Origin of the sequence: Pseudomonas sp. NPDC089996 (assembly GCF_044748405.1) — a bacterium.
Lineage (GTDB): Bacteria > Pseudomonadota > Gammaproteobacteria > Pseudomonadales > Pseudomonadaceae > Aquipseudomonas.
Window position 1 is genome coordinate 34,596 of the sequence record NZ_JBIVGA010000021.1, and the last position, 18,961, is coordinate 53,556.

An 18,961-nucleotide genomic window follows, 5' to 3' on the forward strand; every position below is an offset into this window, starting at 1 on the left:
ATGAAAAGTGGTTCATCGATGCATGAATCTGACTGCAGATGGCGCGGTCCCGCAGTAGATACCTTGGCTAATTAAGTCTGGTTCCGCGGCTCTGTCTGAGAAATTCCGAGCTCCTCCGAGAACAGGCGTGCGAAGTCCACACGGTCTTCTGTCATTCCTAGCCGTTTTGCCAAATCTTGCGCAGCTCCTCCAGGCGCGAAAACGGGAAGAATCGCGGCGTCAGGATGCATGCGGGCAAAGAGTTCGTACTCCTCTATTACTCCCTCCATTCCGCCAATGAACACTGCTGCGTGAAAAGAGCCTGAGAGCATCTTTTCTCGCATCTGTACTAGGCTGGCCTTTCGATCGTTTTCAACGGCATCGACGATCGTGAGGTTCGAGAACTTATCGTTTTCCTCCGGAAATCCCGCTGCGAAAAACCTACTTTGGAATAAGTGAACAGCAGCGGAATAGGTAACTCCCAAATCTGAACAGATTGCCCATATCATTGGAGTAATCGCTGGATGGCCACCCCAAACAATCTGTCTGCGGCCGAGTGCAACCGTCATCAGTTCTCGTACCGCGAATTGGATCAGGAACGGATCGGCGGTTTCATGGAAATTGCCACGATCAGGTCGAGGAACGCTCGCAGAAAGGAAGATTCGCTTTATCATGTGGCCTCCCAACCCGCAAAGTCCCAAGCCGCGTCACTTTGACGAACCCAGCGGGATCTCCCCACTCGTTTGGCGAGCCACTCGAGGTGCTCCTGCCAGCTTCTCATCATCCCGAAGTGGTTGTACACCACTGCACAATCGTCGTGACCTGCTCGGAGCAGAGTTTCCTGGAGTGTCATTGCCGTGGGCACTCCTAGTGTTGGTTGCACAGAAAGCCGGCGGCCATTGCGCAGTGTGACCTCCATCAGGCGACCGGGACCAATACCATTGACCTGACCTTCGATTTGTTCGATGGCATTTCGTACGGATTCGATGAGGCTCATGGTTCGTAGCGCGTGGCTCTGGCTACGCACGGCTTCCAGCTGACGGCAGATCCGCTTCACTGCCTCATTTGAAAGCTGGCCGTCGGCCAGGAATTCCTCGGACAGCAACTCAGCCCGGCTCGCTGTGCTTGTCACGGGGGACGGTGTGGAGTCAGGCCATTGGACGCGAAGCACACCTATTCCCTTAGCCAAGGCACGCCCATATTCGGCATCGGTCCAACGGCTTTTGAAGTATTCGGGGGTATCCAGCATCAGCAGCACGTCGACGTCGGATAGCTGATGCCACAGATGCTCTTGAAAGTCGACACCTGCGCCAATGCGGTGAGTATCCAGAAAGACGTCAAACTGGCGAGCAGACAGCTCGGCAAACAACTGAACTGCAACCGCTGTCGACTCGGCACGGCGGTAGCTGAGGAAGACTCTGCGCTGCCGAGGTAGCAGTCCGACGCATTCCAATAGTGCCGAAAACACTCGCTCCATGGGTACCTGGTCGAGAAAGATGCAATTGAAAGCGCGCAGTGAAGGTGGGACTTCGGCGGGGACCAGCCTCTCCGTACTGACAACTGGCAGGACTGGAACAATTTTGGGGTCGACTACGGCTGTGATATCGACGTCGGCGCCCATTGCACCGCCGATGAAGAGGGCTGCTGCGCAGGATCGGGGATTCGGCTGGAAATTGTCCGGACAAATTTGCAGTGCGAGCTCGACTGCGTCGAACCCGAACTGCACCTGCACTTCGGCCACCAAGTTCTGCAGCTCTTGAACCTGTGCATCGTTTGGATGCCCTAACACCGCTAATTCATACAGCGCCATAGCCTTTCCCTTACGCAATCCAGGTCGCGAAATTGTCGAAGCCCCTGTCCGCGACCCAATCATAGGTGGGTAACCAGTGGGATAGCTGGAAAAGTTTCCCGCGCTTCTCTGCGGACTGTTGAGAGATGTTGAATGAGCCTAGGTCGCTGTAGGCCACCCAAGAGCGTCCGTTCCAAATCTTCGGTGTGCCGGTACACCCATCTGCACTAATGCTTAGGCCCATGTAGTCGAATGGGTTTGGCCCTTGGGTGTGTACGTTGCTGTAACGATCACGGATGCCGTTGATATGGATCCCGATGACGAGATTCCCGCGTTCAATGCTCTTCATGATCTCGTACTGGACCCAACGCCTGGCATATGTACCGGATCCAATCAGTACAGCCGTGGCACTGGTGTTTTCGAGGCCACCATGGATCAGCCGCTTCAGCGCAAGGTCGCCCTGCTTCTTAGCGGTTTCCCATATCGAAGCATCAAAGAAGCCACCGTTGTCATCCTTCGTGATGTTGTGGTTTCGCACCACATTCGCGCGGAAATCGATAACGTTCTGGTAGTGGAAACTGAAAAAGCAGCGTCGGGCCATGAAATCTTCCTTCTGATGATCCTTCCCTTACAACTGGGACCGGCGTTAGCAGCTGATAGGGCAGCCTGTGTAAAACGAGAGACCTCTTCACGCTTATGATCACGAAGCCATGATAGTGATTGCAATGGCTTTTTTCGCGAAATAATACGGATTGCCGAGGCGAAACGCCGCGGGAGTTACGCGTAGTCTCACCACCTTCAAATCCGCCAAGCCGCCTGGCCTGGCCGCAAATTGCGTAATTGCATGGACTTGACCACCATGCTTCGCAAGATGAGCCTGGATGACTTGCCCAGCGCCAATGCCCTCTGCATGGAGGCATTCAGCTGGCGGTCGCGCCCTCGCTGTCGGTGCAGGTCGTGGAAACCTTTGCCAAGGTGGCGGCACAGCAGGCCTTTGCCGAGCGCATGACGGGCGACAACCTGATGCTAGTTTGTGTAGCAGAGGAGACCTTGGCGAGGCTGCTCGCACTTAAGGAAGGGCGCGATGTGGCAATACTGTTCGTCGCACCGGTTTGGCAGCGTCGCGGTGTTGGCAGGCGTCCGCTGGTGCGGCGTTGGAGCATGTCAAGGGCGACGTCGTGACGGTCAGGGCGTCGTTGTCTTCTGTGGGGGCTTATGAGCGCTATGGGTTTGCGCTGGCGGGGGAGGTAGGTGAGCTTGCCGGGCTGGTCTATCAGTCGATGGAAAAGCAGCTGGTCGGTTGAGGGCCAGCTTTCCTTATCTCCGACAGGCTGGGCTTGGCTGATGATCTGTTAAAAACTGTGCTCTGACCGCCCTCAGGGCGTGAAGCGGACGGTGGCAACGAGCATAAGTCGGTCAGGACCGGACACTTGCCAGGAACAGGTTCGCCCCTAAAGCTGACGTTTGAAACGTGTCTAGGATAGTAGGCGCGATCCAAAAGAGATGGCTTCGTAGCGCCGCACGATAAGTCACTAAATGAGTCGAGAGCTAGTCAGCGCAAAACAGACCTTGAAATCCTGTTATGTCGGCACCAGATAGCTTACTCGTGATGGCTAGTGGCCAGATTTTCCATACAAGGAGGTACTCGAGAGTGACTGCGCAGTTTTCGCCTGAAATCGAAGCGTTCATCAAGACCTACGTCAAAGATATCGAAGCAGGAGTGGCCGCCGTATTCGCAGGGGCCGGGTTGTCCAAGAGTTGTGGCTTCGTGAATTGGAGCGAGCTGCTCAGCGATATCACCTTAGAGCTAGGCCTCAAGGTTGAGCTGGAGCACGACCTGATTTCCGTGGCCCAATACCATGTCAACAAGAAAAACAGCCACGCTGGCCTAGCCCGGAAAATCCTTGAAGAGTTCTCCGAGCAGGCAGAACCCTCTGAGGCCCATAACATCGTTTCGCGACTTCCGATCAGAACCTATTGGACGACCAACTACGACACCCTGATCGAAGATAGCCTCAAGGCGAACTATCGTGTTGCTGACGTCAAACGCAGGGTTAATGACCTCGTCACCACCCGCCCCAAGCGAGACGCTGTCGTCTACAAGATGCACGGTGACGTGTCATTGCCTGGTGATGCCGTCCTCTATAAAGAGCAGTATGAGAAATACCACAGAACCCATGAATCCTTTGTAACGGCTCTCAGCGGGGATCTGGTCTCCAAAACATTTCTGTTCATCGGCTTCAGCTTCACGGACCCGAATCTTGATTATGTATTGAGCCGACTCCATGTCGCGGATAATTTTCGCCGGACCCACTACTGCTTCCTTCGCAAAGAACCTGCAGAACCTCAAGGCAAAGAAGATGCGGAGCTAGCGAAGTATCGCCAGCGTCGGCAGGAGTATCACGTCCGTGATCTGCAGCGCTTCGGAATTCAAGCACTGCTGGTCGACAACTATGAAGACATCCCGAAGATCCTAAAGGAGATCGAGAGCCGTTTTCTCAAAAAGACCATCTTCATCTCAGGCAGCGCCGAGGAGTATGGCGTTTGGAAGAAGCAAGAAGCCCTGAATTTCATACACTCCCTCTCAGCCGCCCTAGTGAAAGAAGGTTATCGAGTCGTTAACGGGTTTGGCTGGGGCATCGGTAGTGCCGTCATCAACGGTGCACTCGATGCCATCTACTCTAAGCCGGAGAAGTATTCCGAAGACCAGCTTATCATGCGACCATTCCCGCAGGTGGCCTCAAAGGGCAAAGACTTGAGAGAGCTGTGGCAAGAGTACAGGCATCGAATGATTGGGCTTTCTGGTATTGCTATTTTTGTCTTCGGCAATAAGGTCAAAGACGGTACCATCGTTAATGCTGATGGCGTACGCAGTGAGTTTTCGATCGCTCAAGAGAAAGGATGCGCTGCATTACCTATTGGTGCCACCGGCTACATGGCCAAAGAGCTGGCTGATGAGATGCTGGCCAATCAGGCTAATCACTTCTCCCAGCACCCTTGGCTGGAGGAGGAAGTAGCAAAACTCGCAGATCAAGCAGTTGATCGGGCCACTATCGAGAAAAAAGTTTTGTCTATCATCAAGAAGCTTGGGGGTTAGGGATGAAACGCAAGGTCTTTTATAGCTTTCACTTCGATAACGATGTGATGCGAGTGCAACAAATTCGCCAGATGGGCGCATTGGAAGGAGACGAGCCCGTCAGTCCCAATACCTGGGAGCAGATTAAACGCACTGAGAAAGGTGTGAAGGACTGGATTGATCGAAATTTAAATGGTAAATCCTGCCTTGTGGTGTTGATCGGTAGCAAAACAGCCGAGCGCCCCTGGGTTAAATACGAGATTAAACGCGCCTGGGAGCTTAATAAGCCGGTTGTCGGTGTCTACATTCATCGGCTAAATTGCCCCCGGAATGGCTATAGTTCGAAAGGTTCCAACCCCTTCGACAATTTCACCTTTAAGCGTAATGGTGTAACCGTCAAACCACTGGTGTACGAGCCCAAGGCCACAGATGCCTATGGTGATATTAAAGAAAACTTGGCTACCTGGATCGAAAACGCCATCAAACTCTAGCTAATTGGAAGTGATAAATATGGCCTACTTCACTAAAAGCGAGGCGCGTGCCGCTGCGGCCGGAGCTCGTGGCTATCGCACCGCGCAAGCTGTTTTGACCGCAACAATGGAAAGCTACAAGCCTCGTGAGGAGTTCGACATTTTCCTGTCTCACTCGATCGATGACTCTGATCTAGTTCTGGGAGTGATGCTGCTGTTGCAGAAACAGGGCCTGAAAGTCTATGTGGATTGGGTCGTCGACAAAAAGCTGGATCGCAATTCGGTAGATAAAGAAACCGCTGCAGTCCTGCGGGAGCGTATGAAATCTTCTCGCTCTATGATGTATATCGCCACCGGTAACTCCTCAGGATCAAAATGGATGCCCTGGGAGCTGGGCTTCTTTGATGGTCACAAACCAGGCCAAGTCGCAATCCTCCCGCTGCTGGACTCGGAGAGCCAAAGCTTTGAGGGGCAGGAATACCTAGGGCTATATCCGGTCGTCACCAAGAAACTGGAGAACTATGTCACGTACCATTTCGTGGAAGACCGAGGCAATCAATGGAGCAATCTCAAGAGCTTTGCGAGCGGTGCCCCGTCGTGGCAACGCTACAACCGCTAGCCTACACCCGAATCCCCGACCTGGCTGCATCATCCTTTGGCCACTGCGCGCAAAACGTAGTGCTCGGGGCGTGTCAGTATCCGTGACGATAGCGGCATCGACACTTAGCAAGGGGATTTTTTCTATGTGCAGCAGCAGTCGGATCGGTTTCACACACTCTGCGAGAGCATACTCGCGAGACTTAAGGTGTTAGTCGATGTCTAATAGGGTGAAGCTTCCAACTTCCTGGGCGCATTCAACTGGCTCCTTTTGGCCGTTGTCCGCCGGTGTTGAAGGGCAGCTTCGAGGCGTTTTCTGCCGTTCCTCACCTAGCATTTGACGTGGGTGTAGCTCTCACTGGAGTCTCCGCAATTCCCAATTCGATTCCACTGAAAGCCATAACTAGCTGATTTGTTTATAGATACCTTATGAGGTACATCAAAAGGTACATCAAATTCCAGCCCCCCGAAATCCGGGACCTTACGGCCAACAACCGTCCGTCTGTCTCCGCACCAGTTCACCAGGTTTTATGCAGCCTTATTTGCATGCTGCCTCCCACAAGATGCCCGCCCTGTGCGGGCATTTTTGTTTCTGCCGCGAGCAGCGTCAGCTATTTTTCCATTTACTCCTCAGGCTTTTTATCGAAGAGCGCAAATTGGCTTTTTTGGCTTCAGGTGTCAGTAAGCAAACGGAGCCGCGGGGCAGACCGAAAACCTTCTCAATGTTTGATTGAATGGTTTTAACGGATGCGTCACTGCGCGCTACCTTGAACCGGGTGCCTACAGGTTTTTTATCCACGCCAAGCTCTGTGTCGTCGTAGTCGACGCTTATTTCAAGTTGCCACTTGAACGGTTTGCTGCACAATGTTCTGCTTGGCTTGCTGATACGATCGATTTTTACCGTGTAGCCGTCAAACTCAAGGTCGTAGATGATGTGGTCTTCGATTCTTTTTACGTTAATCGAGTTCCAGGTTGTCCAATCTGTCGACTTTGTTAGAACCTCAATTTGGCAAGATAATGGGTTTGTATTGTCACGGTGCAGCATCAGAGAATCCGACAAATCCAGCCTGCTGCGCACTGACGCTGCAATGACATTATCGTTTGAGTCCAGGCAGGTTATTTTTGAGTGTGCTGGCCATTGAATCATTTTCAAGCTCCATTTGTTTGTATTGGCTATAAAGAAACTATTGCGCTGTAAGCATTTTAGGCGTTACACCATTCATGTAGTCGGCCCAGTTTTTTAGATCAGGGCGAGAGTGCAGTCTATTTAAAGATCACTTATCAACGCTGCGACGATCTTATCGTGCCTCGCCTGGATTGAATCTTGGTCCCAAACGCTACCTGCGCTGACAAATTTGACTATTTCGCGTTGTTGGAAATTGTGCTGGTAGGTCTTCAGTTTTTCGGCGAATGGGATGTTTCCCACCGCACAGTTGTGGGATTTGGACACCAGCAGGTAATTGCCGAGGCAGTTCAGGTATTCGCCCTTGAAGGTTTCGTCGTAGGCGCCGTAACCATGAGGACTAGCTGTGGGCTCGGTGGTTGGGGCGATGTGCTCCAGTTCTGGACGCTTGATGTCGTCATTACGCCGCGGCTCATAACCGCGCTGACCTTGTCCTTCCAGGTGCACTTCGTACTTCCATAGCAGGTGCCTAGCGGTAGAGTGTCTGATACCCCATTCTAGAGCCTCTGCCAGTTTTTCATTGTTCCAATAAGCCCACCACCCACTGCCTACAGTCTTGAGACGCTCGATGTTCTCAAGGATAGGCCCTATCGCCGGTGCGTCACTGGTAAATGCCTCGTAAGTATCATTAATGCGGGATGTGATATCCGCACGAGTGCCAATCAGGCGATGTCGGATGATCAGGCTTTCAAAGGCAACACAAAGCTGGTTCTTGTCCGGGAGAGGAAGACCAAAGCTGTAGGCCTTGAGAATAAATGGCAGTACAATCCCGATTCCGCCCAAGCTCACAAGTGAGTGAATCGGAAAACTGCTTCGCTCGTCAGCGCCGAAAAATGCCGTTAAATGTTCGAAACTGATGGCCAGTGAGCTGGTGAAGTCTTTCACAAACTCAAGAGGCGACTCTGCTGTAAGCATTTTCTCAATCCGGTCCAGCGCACCGCTTTCCCACAGCGAATTGAAGTGAACGCGCAAGGTGTGCTGCAGCACGTCGTCTTCATTGATGCGGTAATCAATTGCCGAGATCGACTTGTAGATGGTTTCGAAGCGGTTCTGGATCTCTTCGATCAGGTTGTCCCGCGCTTGTTGATCTTCGCTGTGAAGATGGATGGCATACATGAACTGCGCCTTAACCACCTCAAGGTTGGATGGGCGCTTGCCGCGGTTGTTCTGGAAGATGAACATCTGGATGGCTTCAGCCTCGTCCCGCACTGGGTGTGTACTGCATGATGCCTGGGACACGATTCGCAGCATGTCGGTCAGGAAGGCTTCAGGCTGAGAACCCAGCTTCTTTTTGAAGAAGTCGAAAGCATTGATGAGCCGCTGGGCAGATGTGGTCAGCGAAGCAGGGGCGACGGTTCTGGACTGGTTGATCACATAATCGACAAAGGTCTGGTTGTCGTAACCGACCGTCTTGAAGCGGATCTGACTTTCCCGCTTGATCATGTCTTTGTAGCAGTCCTGCTCATCTTCGGTGAGTGCGCGCTTGGCTTGTAGGCATGCGAACAATGCAGCTAGAAACAGCGTGATCGTGGTCAGGCGCTGCTGGCCGTCAATTACCCGGTACTCTCCCTGTGTCTGCTCAAATAGGAAATGGCCAAAGTAATAAGGGCTGCGGGAGTTGCTGCTGCGATAGGCTTCCAGGTCGGATAGAAATACCGCTGTCTGACTGACGCGGGTTGAACCTTCAGCTGGCGTATCCCAGGCATAAGCGCGTTGATATGTGGGCACGACGATGCGGTTGTTGGCCAGCATGTTGCGAATGGTTGAAGAGGCTTCCAAGAGGTATGTCCTTATGGGTGGTGGCGTTTTGCCTCATCATCGCTTGAGTGGTGCTTTTTTGCATGCTTGGGCACTATATTTATTTTGCTTGGCCCCGTCAGCATCCCCAGGGCTTCGCGGTTAGGGCTCAATGGCCAAGCGGTATGCAATCTCCTACTCTCGCTGGGCACCAATTTAAACAGCCCAAAAATTCCCGATTCGATTCCACCGAAAGCCATAAATAGCTGATTTTTTTATAGATAACCTTTGAGGTACATCGAAAAATCCACCAAATTCCAGCCCTACTAAAACCGAGCCCTCACTACCAACAACCGTCCTTCTGTCTCCGGCACCAGTCTTTAATCCGCGATGGTTCACCACCATACGTGGAGCCCAATGAAACCGCCGCCTAGGCGGTTTTTTGCGCCCACTCCCTGGGCGTTAAAACGCCACATTCTGCGGCATTTATGTACATTCGTTAGTACATCCTAGGTTCGGTTAGCAGGCGATGTACTCGCGCATCGTGCCGGTTGCCCGAGGTTGGGTCTGACGATTCGCAGGCCGGTTTCCTACCTTGTACTGTTCGTCCAGCCCCTCGCCCAATCGACTTATCGCCCCGCCTTTTTTGACTTAATCTTGCAGGGGATTTGAGATAATGCTTTTCTTTGATATGCCTTGAGCCCAGTGTTTACGGGCATAAGAGCAAAAAAATTTGAGATAATGCATTCGCCTCCTAGAGATAATTCCGAGATGCCTCAATTTTCTCACCACGATCTCCAGCTGTTGAACCCATCCTTTGACTCGCCCCTGGTCGACGTGCTGAGCGAGCTTGAGTTCCTGCGTCGTCTGAGTCTTGAGGGCGATACCCCGGCATCGATTTTCTTCCAGCTCAAGGACATCTTCCACACCCTCGAGAGCTTGGGTTCTGCGCGAATCGAGGGTAACCACACCACCTTGGCGGACTACATCGACAGCAAGGTCGAAGGCACGGCCGATAGCACCGATCAGTTGCTGGAGGTTGCCAATATCGAAAGAGCGATGGACTACATCGAAGAGGTGATGCAGCCCGGTGTGCCCCTGACGGAGCACATGATCCGCGAACTGCATGCCATGACTGTGGTCGATCTCCATCGCGAGGGTGACCGCACGCCTGGGGCCTACCGTGAAGGGGGTGTGCAGATTTCGCAGTCGGACCATCTTCCCCCGGAGGGGCTGCTGGTGCCGCAGTACATGCAGGAGCTGGTCTGCTTCATCAATCGCGACGATTCACCTAAATACGCGTTGATGAAAGTGGCGCTGGCGCACCATCGCTTTGGCTGGATCCACCCATTCGGTAATGGTAATGGGCGGGTGGTGAGGTTGCTTACTTACGCGTTGCTGATGAAGTACGGTTTCAACGTGAACGGTGGCGGCAGGGTGCTGAACCCCACGGCGGTGTTTTGCAACGACCGGGAGAAGTATTACGGCATGCTGGGGGTAGCCGATACCGGCACGCCGACAGGATTGGAAGCGTGGTGCGTTTATGTCCTCGAGGGCATTCGGGATGAGCTGGAGAAGGTGGACAGGCTCACTCAGTATGATTACCTCACGAAATCGATCTTATCCCCTGCGGTAAGCTATGCGCGCAGCCGGAAGTGGATTACCCCGGTTGAAGAGCAAATCCTGGACTGTGCGATACGCATGAAGGTGGTGAAGTCTAGCGACATCGGACAGGCGGTCCCGAAGCTCACTGCGCCACAGCGTACCTACCAGATCAAAAATCTGGTGGACCAAGGGATGCTGCTGCCGCTTAGCCCAGGTTCAAGGCAGTACACGATCGGTTTCTCGAACAACTACTTGATACGTGGCGTGATCAAGGCATTGAGAGAGCAAGGCTTCATCCCCGAGCCACTCGATAGCCCCTGACCCGCACAGGCACCGCGCTGTAGGAGCGGTCTTGCGCTGCGAAGGGCCGCAAGGTGGCCCCTACCTCCGCACTGGTCCCTGCCCGAAGGTCGCCGCCGCAATCCTCAAAACACTTTTTTCTTTTGCCCAATCGATCAGGATTTCACTTACTTTGGTCCCTCGTGGAGTGGGCTGAGGCGTCCAGTTCACCACCGAGTAGTGAAAGCCGAGCACCCGATCACCTTCGCGTGGTTCCAGGGTCAGAGTATCGTCCACCGGTCGCAGCAGTGTGATGCGCTTTTTAGCCGCTGAAGGATGACGGGCATCGTGGTAGATCTCGGTGCCTTGTGCCATGAGTGAGGCGCTGAACGCTGCCAGATGATCTGGGCTACTGATGCCCCTTTTCATCATGAGGGGCCGTTTCGTAACGTTTGCGGCCCTACTACCTGTGTGGGCTTCCGACTGGCCCTCACGCTTGCGAAAGCAGCCGCATAGGGATAAATTCCCCCAGTCGCCGAAGCATCGGTGATGCGACCTTGGCCGGTCGGAATCGAAAGGCGCAGCAGCGCCCAATCTTCATCGCAGGCGCTTTTTTTGTGCCCGCGATGTTGCGTTATGGCGGTGGTGCGCGGGACACCTTCGGGTGTGCCGGGCTCCTTTCGTCCCGGTCGGCCAACCCGCGTACTGCTGCCACCTAAACTTGCTTGGCCGCGAGCGGTGGCAGTTCCACAACGAAAGGAACTCATGCATGACCATCAGAAATCCGTTCAGGACCCTCGCATCCGCTCTCCGCCGCCGCCCCGCGCCGGCTCCCGAACCTCATCGCTTCTACCCCATCTGCAACATAACGCACCCCACCTCCAAGCCCAGGCAGGTGCCCCATGACTGACCAAGATCGCCTCTCCAACCTCCAGAGCTACGCCTGGACCCTCGAACTGCTCGGCGAAGCCCTGGTCCAGCACGATGAAGTGCTGGAGTGCGAGCACAACCCTCAGCTCAGTTTCCGCAACACTGCCGGCATTCACCAGGCAATCCGCATCATCAGCCGGTTGGCCAGCGAGCAGTGTGGAAAGATGATCGAGCCTAGCGACCAGCATACGTAGCAGACCGGCGAAGTCACCGCTGCCGCCAGCCAACGCTGGCGCAGCTGTTGACTTGAACAGGCTATGCCCGACAACTAGATTTCATCCGGGTGATTCAGCCACGCGGCATTGCGTTCCAGTATGGTGAGTTTCAAATGCAGCTTTGCATCGTAGCTGGCAAACAGGTAGGTGTGCCTGGAGTCGTGGCGCCGGTGTAGATGCAGGCAATGACCGCTTGCACGTTCGCGCAACATGCAGGCGACAGAGTCGCCGGTCATGTCTGCCAGGGTCAGGGGGCCGTACGCACCGAGCAGCTCGAACCGGGCGGGTGCTGTGCGCTCTGTACTGAATGCGCCGATCTCTCCCTGGCTGCCCCGGCTGATCGCCTTTCCGAAATGGCCGCCGGGAGATCTTACATACAGCTGATAGCCATCCTTGGTGTGCCTGAAGTACAGGATAGGCGATAGGTGAGGGTTGGCTGCGGGCTGGTGGCCGAGCAGGTGAGAATCGTCCCGTTCGTTGAACCGGCCACTGAATACGCCTCCCCCAGACCCTGCGATGAGGATTTTCGCTGGCCTCCCCAGCAGCACATCGAGAAAGTTCAAGTGCGCGCCAGGGACGCTGATTTGCCCAATGAATGACTGTTGCCTGTGGCTAAGCATGGTGCAGACCCTTTTTGCTGGAAATGCCCGATGCTAAGGAGGCTACGGCCATCGGCTCAGCGAGTTGCATTTCCATGCACATGCGAAAAAGCCCGGCACAAGGCTGTACAGCAGTTCACATGAATATGATGCACACGGTTTGGGGCCGCTTCGCAGCCCATCGCCGGCAAGCGCGGCTCCCACACCAGTACAAGGCTTGTAGATAAGCAGGCCCAGCATCCAATGCACTAAAACCCTTCTGAACTACACTCCATGAGCCGTTGCGGCCTCCCAGCATGCGAGCGCTTAGCGCCAGAAGAGACCGACCCCTTTATGGACAGCTCCAAGCCCAAAAGCACCCTCAATCCGCCCGTGTTCTACACCAGCGCCATCTTGATCTTGTTGCTGGTGATGTACGCCGTGTTCTTCCAGGGCGAGGCACAGACTCAATTCGACCAAATCCAACGCTGGATCAATACCAACGCCAGCTGGTTCTACATTCTGTCAGTCGCACTGATTCTGATCAGCGTGGTGTTTCTGGCCGTGAGTCGCTACGGGGACATCAAGCTGGGGCCGGATCACAGCGAGCCCAATTACCGCAACAGCAGCTGGTTCGCCATGCTGTTCTCGGCAGGCATGGGCATCGGCCTGATGTTTTTCGGCGTGGCCGAACCGGTCATGCACTTCACCAGCCCTCCGGTAGGCGAGGCCGGTACGGTGGCCGCTGCGCGCGAGGCGATGAAGATCACGTTCTTCCACTGGGGGCTGCATGCCTGGGCGATCTACGCCATGGTTGCGCTGATCCTCGCTTACTTCAGCTTTCGCAATGGCCTGCCACTGACGCTGCGTTCAGCGTTGTATCCGCTGATTGGCGACCGCATCCATGGCCCGATCGGCCACGCAGTCGACGTGTTTGCCATACTCGGCACGGTGTTCGGCGTCGCGACTTCGTTGGGTTACGGCGTGTTGCAGATCAACAGTGGTTTCCATCACTTGTTCGGGCTGCCGGTGAACACCACCGTCCAGGTCATCCTGATCACGGCGACGTGCGCGCTGGCCACGCTCTCGGTGGCCAGTGGCCTGGACAAGGGCATCCGCATCCTGTCGGAGATCAACCTCGGGTTGGCCGTGGTGCTGATGCTCTTCGTGCTGCTGCTGGGGCCGACGGTTTTCCTGTTGCAGGCCTACGTGCAGAACACTGGTGCGTATCTTTCGGACATCGTCAACAAGACCTTCAACCTGTACGCCTATGAACCCACCGACTGGATTGGCGGGTGGACGCTGCTGTACTGGGGGTGGTGGTTGTCGTGGTCGCCATTTGTGGGCCTGTTCATTGCGCGCATCTCCCGTGGCAGAACCATTCGCGAGTTCGTGTGTGGCGTGCTCTTCGTGCCTGCCGGCTTCACGCTGTTCTGGATGACCATCTTCGGCGACTCGGCGATCCACATGGTGCTCAACCAGGGCGTCACGGAGCTGGCGAAGGTGATCGATCAGGACAGCTCACTGGCGCTGTTCGCCTTTCTCGAGCACTTCCCGTTCTCGCGCCTGATCTCGATGGTCGCCGTGCTGATGGTGGTGGTGTTTTTCGTGACTTCCGCCGACTCGGGGGCGCTGGTGGTCGACATGCTGGCGTCTTCCGGGCACGACCATTCGCCCTTGTGGCAGCGTATTTTCTGGTCGGTGACCATCGGTGTGGTGGCTATCGCGCTGTTGCTGGCCAATGGGCTGAAGGCCTTGCAGACGGCAACCATCGCCAGTGCCTTGCCCTTCTCGATCATCTTGCTGGCATCGATCTGGGGCTTGTTCAAGGCGCTGAGCCTGGATGCCACCCGGCGTGGCTTGCGCAATCAGGCACTGCCCGGCCCTCAGCACGCCCGTCATGCACACGGCGGCTGGCAGCGGCGCTTGCGCAACATCGCGATGCGCCCGCGGCGCGCCCATGTCAATCGTTTCATCAGCGAGGTGGCCAAACCCGCGTGCGAAGAAGTGGCGAGCGAACTGCGCAAGCAGGGTTACGAAGTGACGGTCAACGAGGCCGAGAACGGCAGCGTCGCGCTGGAGCTGCTGCAAACGGGGGAGGGGCGTTTTCTTTATGAAGTGCGCCCGCGCGCGTTCACCGAGCCCAGTTTTGTCGTGCGCGACAGTGATGATGCCTCCGATGCGCGCAAGTACTTCCGTGCCGAAGTTCATCTGCGCGAAGGCGGGCAGGATTACGACATCATGGGCTGGGCCCGTGAGGATGTCATTGGCGATATTCTCGATCAGTACGAGCGGCATTTGCACTACCTGCACGTGGTGCGTTGATGTGTCTGGTTCTGGCCGCTACCTACGTAATGTCAGAGGTTCAAGATGGTTTCTCACAAGGAAGTTATCGAAGCAAATCGTGAGGCGTGGAATGCCTCTGCCGACCATCACCGGCGCAGTGCCGCCTGGTCTTGGCTTATGGATGCCGTGGCTCACAAGGACTTTTCCTGCCTCGACCCGACCCTGACCGAGTTGCTGTCACAGGTGGGTGTAACGGCAAAAAGTGTCGTTCAGCTGGGCTGCAACAATGGGCGCGAGGCGTTATCGCTGTTCGCGCTGGGCGCATTGGAGGTGGTCGGGGTTGATCAGTCTCGCGAGTTTCTCAAGCAGGCGCACGAACTGGTGGAGCGCTCACATTACCTGCCTGAGTTTGTCGAGGCGGACATCCACGAACTTCCGGCAAGCCTCTACGAACGCTTCGATATCGCGTTGATCACCATCGGTGTTGTGAACTGGATGCCCAACCTCGGGTTGTTCTTCAGCCAGGTTGCCAGGACATTGAAACCGGGTGGGACGTTGGTGATTTACGAGACGCACCCGCTCCTGGAAATGCTCGATCCCGAAGCCGGTGACCCGTGGCGTATCTGCAGTTCCTACTTCCAGAGTGAGCCGCTGGTCGAGACTGGCGCGATTGTCTACGAGGGCAAAGGCGAGCAGAACGGGCAGCCGTCTTACTGGCATTTCCACCCGTTGGGCGATGTGCTCACGAGTATCGCTGGCGCAGGGATGAGGCTGCGTGCATTCAACGAGTACCCGCATTCCAATCGGGAAGATATCTACGATGTCTACGAGCAGGGCGTGGCCCAGATACCCATGTGCTACACCCTGGTCGCGGACAAGCCATGAAGATGTTTGAGCCCATCGATTGAAAACCGAAGGCGCCCTAGCGATCACCAGTTTGCGCTGCCACCCTGCTTTGCCAGCCCTTCGAACTTCGCGCAGGTCTTATAGGTGGTCACGTCATCGACCATATTGGAGATGCACCTTCCGTATGCCACCAGCTCGTACACCTGCAGGCCGTGGCGCTTGGTCAGGTAGTACTCCACCGGTAACAGCTGTGCCATGTAGCCGACTTCCAGGTGCGAGTCTTCGATGGCCTTCATGACTTGCGCACGATCGCCACTGCGGTCCACCTGCTTGAACAGCATGTTGAATGTCCAGGCGGTGCGCCCGGTACTCTGCAAGCTGGTGTGCATGTAAGCGCTCGCACGCTGCTGGTCACCGGCGATGGCGTACGCCATCGCCAACTTGTTGGTGACAGCCACATTGCCCTGCAAGGTCGGGGGCAATGGTTGCGTTTCAATTTTGGCCAGGGCCGCCTTCAGCTGTGGTCGATTGCTGGCGACCAGGTCATTCAGGCGGAACAGGTAATCGGTCGAAGCGAACACCGGCAATGGTCCCCCTTCCCGGCGTCGGCGCTGCTCGGGTGGCAGGCTGGCGGCCAGTTCTACGACCGGCTCCAGCCGCTTTTCAGGCGATTCATAGATGCTCTCGTTGACTCCGCTAAATGCCTTGCTGCAGCCCCGCAGGCTGAACTGGTAATTGCCGTTCTTGCCGTTCACGCACTGGGGCGCCTGCGGCGCTTGGGTCAGCTGTACACCTTTGCCGTATTGCCCCAGACGACGCACAGCCATTTTCAGGCCATCGAGGGAGTACCCGGCCTTGAGCAGCAACTGTGCCGAGAAACGGTCGGCAGCTATTTCCTGGTCCTGGTTCCAGCGCTTGTAGACAAGGCCTTTGGTCACGTCATCCACGGTTTCGCCAAACAGCAGCGTGTAGCCGCCAGCCCCGGAGGCCCAGCCAGCCAGTTTGGCCATGTCCAGGGCCATCTGCTGTTGGCTGCCCTTGGTGGTGTCGCCCTGATACACATGGCCGAGTTCGTGTGCGATGACTGCGGCAACCTCGTCTTCGGAACCTGCCTGGGCTATCAGCCCGGCCGACACCACGATGGTTGTGGTAGAGAGCGAGTAAGCTTCGTAGCCGCTGAACGAGTCGACTACCACCACGCAATCGCACGGCTTGCCCCAGGCAGTTTCAAGGCGCTGGCGGATGCGCTGCACATAGGCGATCAGGTCCGGGTCCAGGACCGGCGTGCGGTCCATCTGGCGCAATTGCCGGACATCGTTGATGTTGACCTTTCGGTCGGCTCCTTCCAGTGGTTTGAGCGGGCTGTACTTCGGGTCGACAGCGCAACCGCAGAGCATGGCAAGCGCCAGTGCGAGCAGGCCGCAGCCCAGCCTGGTCATTTGCATCCTTCACCCGCTCCTTTGACGCTTGCAGATTTCGCATCGCCGGCGAGGGTCACCGGCAGGGTGCTGCAGGCGTCGACCACCAGTTTTTCATTCACCAGTTCCACGTCGGCACGCGACACTCGCCACGCGGCATTGCCCTGGCGAAACTCCAGGCGCTTGCCTGCCACTGCCTTGGCCGGTAGTGGGTAGGTCAACTTGCCCAACTCCGATACCCACCGGTATTCACCACCTTTGGCGGACTCCGCCTCAACCTGCTCGGGGTGGGGGATGTTCTGGATGCGCAGCGTTTCGGCCGAGACCGGCACGACGCTCAGGCTAGCCAGCAGCAACAGATAGATCGCAGAGCGTTTTTTCACTGGGTTCTTCCTTGGAATAATTCGACTCGGTCGCCGCGATGGCTTCCCTCAGCAGCGGGAGGAAGGCGACCAACGCCATCCAGCCTTCGGGGGCGACGTGCAGCGTGTGGCACAGGTAGAAGCTTGAGGCGATCAGCAGGATCGTGACCAGGGTCAAAAGCCCTGCATTGATCAGGTTCGAAAGAAACGTCCCGCTCTCGCTGGTGGCCGTAAGCCGGGACTGGGCGCTGTAGCCAAGCGTGCCGGCCTTCCACATCCAGAACACAACCGCCACGAGCAAACAGAGGAAGACCAATGGTTGAACGCTGCTTTGCCGCACATACCCCTGTCCCATTTCATTCAGGTTCACCAGTGCATTGGCATGCAGGTAGACGCCAGCCACCTGGCCGTAAAGCGGCGAGGCCACGTAGTCGTTGAGGCTCGGCATGACGTTCCCCACCAGCACTACGAACGGTTCGCCGGGCTTGAGATGCGGCGGCCTGAGGCTGGCCGGGTGCTCGCCATACAACTGCGACAACCGTACCTGATGGACAGGCATGCATTCGGCGGGCGGGTTGTGTATCTCCGGTGATAGGCCGGCAAACCTGTGGAGCACTGCTACCACATCCTGCCAGGTGCCCACTGGCCCGGCCCGGCAGACGTCCCGGGCCGTGATACTCCACTGGATGGCCAGGTCCGGCAGGTTTGGCGCGTCGATCCAGTGGCAATCATCACCCCGTGCCTTGCACAGCGCCTGGTAGAGTGCAGCGGCTGCCGTTGCAGAGGGTTCGGCGCCTGTCGTTGCCGCCAGAGGCGCCTGCAATGGATAAAGATCGCCGCTGCCTTCCCAGGCAGAAACGGCCAGTGAGGCAGATTGCAACTGATCAACGGATGCCTGGGACAGTGGCACGAACTTCCCGCCACCGGCCAGGTGGATCCTGGCTGCGGAAGGGTCAGCGTCCAGCCGTTTCAACGTACGGCCGAGCTGCTCCAAGTCTCCGCTGGTGGCGCGTGGGCGCTCGAAGAAGATGTCGTAGAAGATGGCTGCAGGGGCTGCCTCAGCGTCTTTGGGCAGCGCAATGTCACGAAGAATTCGCCCATGGTCGGCGTAGGTCAGGGGCCAGTCATTGGCCTGCATCCAGCCATCGCCGTGGTTGTTCAACCCCGCGATGCTTGGGTAGTCGATGGCGACGACGGTGACAGGGGCGGGTGCGATGGGTTGGGCAAAAGCCCGGAATCGCCCGAGCTGATCTGACAAGGCCTTGTCGGCGGCAGAGGACAGGCCGAACGGGTCACTGAACATGACCCACGAAGCAAAGGCCAGATATAGCGCTGCACGAACGAGTGGGAATTGTCGCAACGTCTCACACTTTTGATCCAGCACATTCAAGGTTTTCGTGACGGCCGCTCGCCACGATGAACAGCGAGACACCAACCTGCAGAAGATCTTCACCCATCACTCCGTGATGTCACTTGGCCACTTTGCTGCGAAGGATATCCAAATGTTTTACGTTGTGTAAATTCAAACAATGACTCAGTTTCGTCTGCCACGTTTGCTGGAGGTACACAGCAGGTGCCTTTCGAGTGGCCTTTTCCCCCCGGCGGTCAATA

At 56.1% G+C, this 18,961-nt stretch carries 17 protein-coding genes and 1 pseudogene; 8 read left to right on the forward strand and 10 right to left on the reverse strand.

From position 1 onward, the window contains the following. Window positions 1-71: 71 nt before the first annotated feature. Genes ACIPW4_RS25200 through ACIPW4_RS25210 form a run of 3 tightly spaced genes read right to left on the reverse strand, consistent with a single transcriptional unit; the run spans window position 72 to window position 2,369 of the window. Window positions 72-653: a hypothetical protein gene (locus ACIPW4_RS25200; protein ID WP_400662838.1), complete on the reverse strand. Its 582-nt coding sequence runs from the start codon at window positions 651-653 to the stop codon at window positions 72-74. After that, entirely contained in the window at window positions 650-1,789 is a 1,140-nt protein-coding gene (locus tag ACIPW4_RS25205; RefSeq protein ID WP_400662841.1) for a toll/interleukin-1 receptor domain-containing protein, read from the reverse strand. The genes ACIPW4_RS25200 and ACIPW4_RS25205 overlap by 4 nt, the downstream gene beginning before the upstream one ends. 10 nt (window positions 1,790-1,799) lie before the next feature. Next, window positions 1,800-2,369: a TIR domain-containing protein gene (locus tag ACIPW4_RS25210; protein ID WP_400662843.1), complete on the reverse strand. Its 570-nt coding sequence runs from the start codon at window positions 2,367-2,369 to the stop codon at window positions 1,800-1,802. Window positions 2,370-2,743: 374 nt separating this feature from the next. Here ACIPW4_RS25210 and ACIPW4_RS25215 point away from each other — a divergent pair. The 4 genes and pseudogenes from ACIPW4_RS25215 to ACIPW4_RS25230 all read left to right on the forward strand — a co-directional run bounded on the left by ACIPW4_RS25215 (window position 2,744) and on the right by ACIPW4_RS25230 (window position 5,933). After that, window positions 2,744-3,072, forward strand: a pseudogene (locus ACIPW4_RS25215) (GNAT family N-acetyltransferase). 347 nt (window positions 3,073-3,419) lie between these two features. After that, window positions 3,420-4,865 (forward strand): SIR2 family protein, encoded by a 1,446-nt coding sequence (locus ACIPW4_RS25220; RefSeq protein WP_400662846.1) that lies wholly within the window; start codon window positions 3,420-3,422, stop codon window positions 4,863-4,865. Between the two features lie 2 nt (window positions 4,866-4,867). Continuing rightward, window positions 4,868-5,335, forward strand: coding sequence for a TIR domain-containing protein (locus tag ACIPW4_RS25225; RefSeq protein WP_400662849.1), 468 nt, complete (start codon window positions 4,868-4,870; stop codon window positions 5,333-5,335). Between the two features lie 19 nt (window positions 5,336-5,354). After that, the gene (locus ACIPW4_RS25230; protein WP_400662851.1) at window positions 5,355-5,933 is read left to right on the forward strand and encodes a toll-Interleukin receptor; all 579 of its coding nucleotides are present in this window, start codon (window positions 5,355-5,357) and stop codon (window positions 5,931-5,933) included. A gap of 585 nt (window positions 5,934-6,518) precedes the next feature. Here ACIPW4_RS25230 and ACIPW4_RS25235 read toward each other — a convergent pair. Both ACIPW4_RS25235 and ACIPW4_RS25240 read right to left on the reverse strand, forming a co-directional pair. Continuing rightward, window positions 6,519-7,058: a hypothetical protein gene (locus ACIPW4_RS25235; RefSeq protein ID WP_400662854.1), complete on the reverse strand. Its 540-nt coding sequence runs from the start codon at window positions 7,056-7,058 to the stop codon at window positions 6,519-6,521. A gap of 120 nt (window positions 7,059-7,178) precedes the next feature. Next, a complete protein-coding gene (locus tag ACIPW4_RS25240) occupies window positions 7,179-8,873 on the reverse strand; it encodes a DUF262 domain-containing protein (protein ID WP_400662856.1) in 1,695 nt (564 codons plus the stop codon). A gap of 729 nt (window positions 8,874-9,602) precedes the next feature. Here ACIPW4_RS25240 and ACIPW4_RS25245 point away from each other — a divergent pair. Further along, window positions 9,603-10,757, forward strand: a complete 1,155-nt coding sequence (locus ACIPW4_RS25245; RefSeq protein WP_400662859.1) for a Fic family protein — start codon at window positions 9,603-9,605, stop codon at window positions 10,755-10,757. Window positions 10,758-10,817: 60 nt separating this feature from the next. On the opposite strand, the gene ACIPW4_RS25250 is transcribed toward ACIPW4_RS25245, so the two are convergent. Next, complete coding sequence (locus tag ACIPW4_RS25250) at window positions 10,818-11,147, reverse strand: hypothetical protein (protein WP_400662862.1); 330 nt, start codon at window positions 11,145-11,147, stop codon at window positions 10,818-10,820. A 470-nt stretch (window positions 11,148-11,617) separates the two neighbouring features. Between ACIPW4_RS25250 and ACIPW4_RS25255 the strand changes: the two genes are divergently transcribed. Further along, on the forward strand, window positions 11,618-11,839 hold the full coding sequence (locus tag ACIPW4_RS25255) for a hypothetical protein (RefSeq protein WP_400662864.1): 222 nt from the start codon (window positions 11,618-11,620) through the stop codon (window positions 11,837-11,839). 74 nt (window positions 11,840-11,913) lie between these two features. Here the strand turns inward: ACIPW4_RS25255 and ACIPW4_RS25260 are convergent, their stop codons facing one another. Beyond that, entirely contained in the window at window positions 11,914-12,423 is a 510-nt protein-coding gene (locus ACIPW4_RS25260; RefSeq protein WP_400662866.1) for a hypothetical protein, read from the reverse strand. A 369-nt stretch (window positions 12,424-12,792) separates the two neighbouring features. Here ACIPW4_RS25260 and ACIPW4_RS25265 point away from each other — a divergent pair, with 369 nt between their 5' ends. Continuing rightward, complete coding sequence (locus tag ACIPW4_RS25265; RefSeq protein ID WP_400662869.1) at window positions 12,793-14,763, forward strand: BCCT family transporter; 1,971 nt, start codon at window positions 12,793-12,795, stop codon at window positions 14,761-14,763. Window positions 14,764-14,808: 45 nt separating this feature from the next. Further along, window positions 14,809-15,609: a class I SAM-dependent methyltransferase gene (locus ACIPW4_RS25270; RefSeq protein ID WP_400662872.1), complete on the forward strand. Its 801-nt coding sequence runs from the start codon at window positions 14,809-14,811 to the stop codon at window positions 15,607-15,609. Between the two features lie 44 nt (window positions 15,610-15,653). On the opposite strand, the gene ACIPW4_RS25275 is transcribed toward ACIPW4_RS25270, so the two are convergent. Genes ACIPW4_RS25275 through ACIPW4_RS25285 form a run of 3 tightly spaced genes read right to left on the reverse strand, consistent with a single transcriptional unit; the run spans window position 15,654 to window position 18,803 of the window. Next, window positions 15,654-17,015: a M48 family metallopeptidase gene (locus ACIPW4_RS25275; RefSeq protein WP_400662875.1), complete on the reverse strand. Its 1,362-nt coding sequence runs from the start codon at window positions 17,013-17,015 to the stop codon at window positions 15,654-15,656. Further along, complete coding sequence (locus ACIPW4_RS25280) at window positions 17,006-17,371, reverse strand: hypothetical protein (RefSeq protein WP_400662878.1); 366 nt, start codon at window positions 17,369-17,371, stop codon at window positions 17,006-17,008. Before ACIPW4_RS25280 ends, ACIPW4_RS25275 begins: the two co-directional genes overlap by 10 nt. Then, window positions 17,331-18,803: a CHASE2 domain-containing protein gene (locus ACIPW4_RS25285; RefSeq protein ID WP_400662881.1), complete on the reverse strand. Its 1,473-nt coding sequence runs from the start codon at window positions 18,801-18,803 to the stop codon at window positions 17,331-17,333. Before ACIPW4_RS25285 ends, ACIPW4_RS25280 begins: the two co-directional genes overlap by 41 nt. Window positions 18,804-18,961 lie beyond the last annotated feature (158 nt).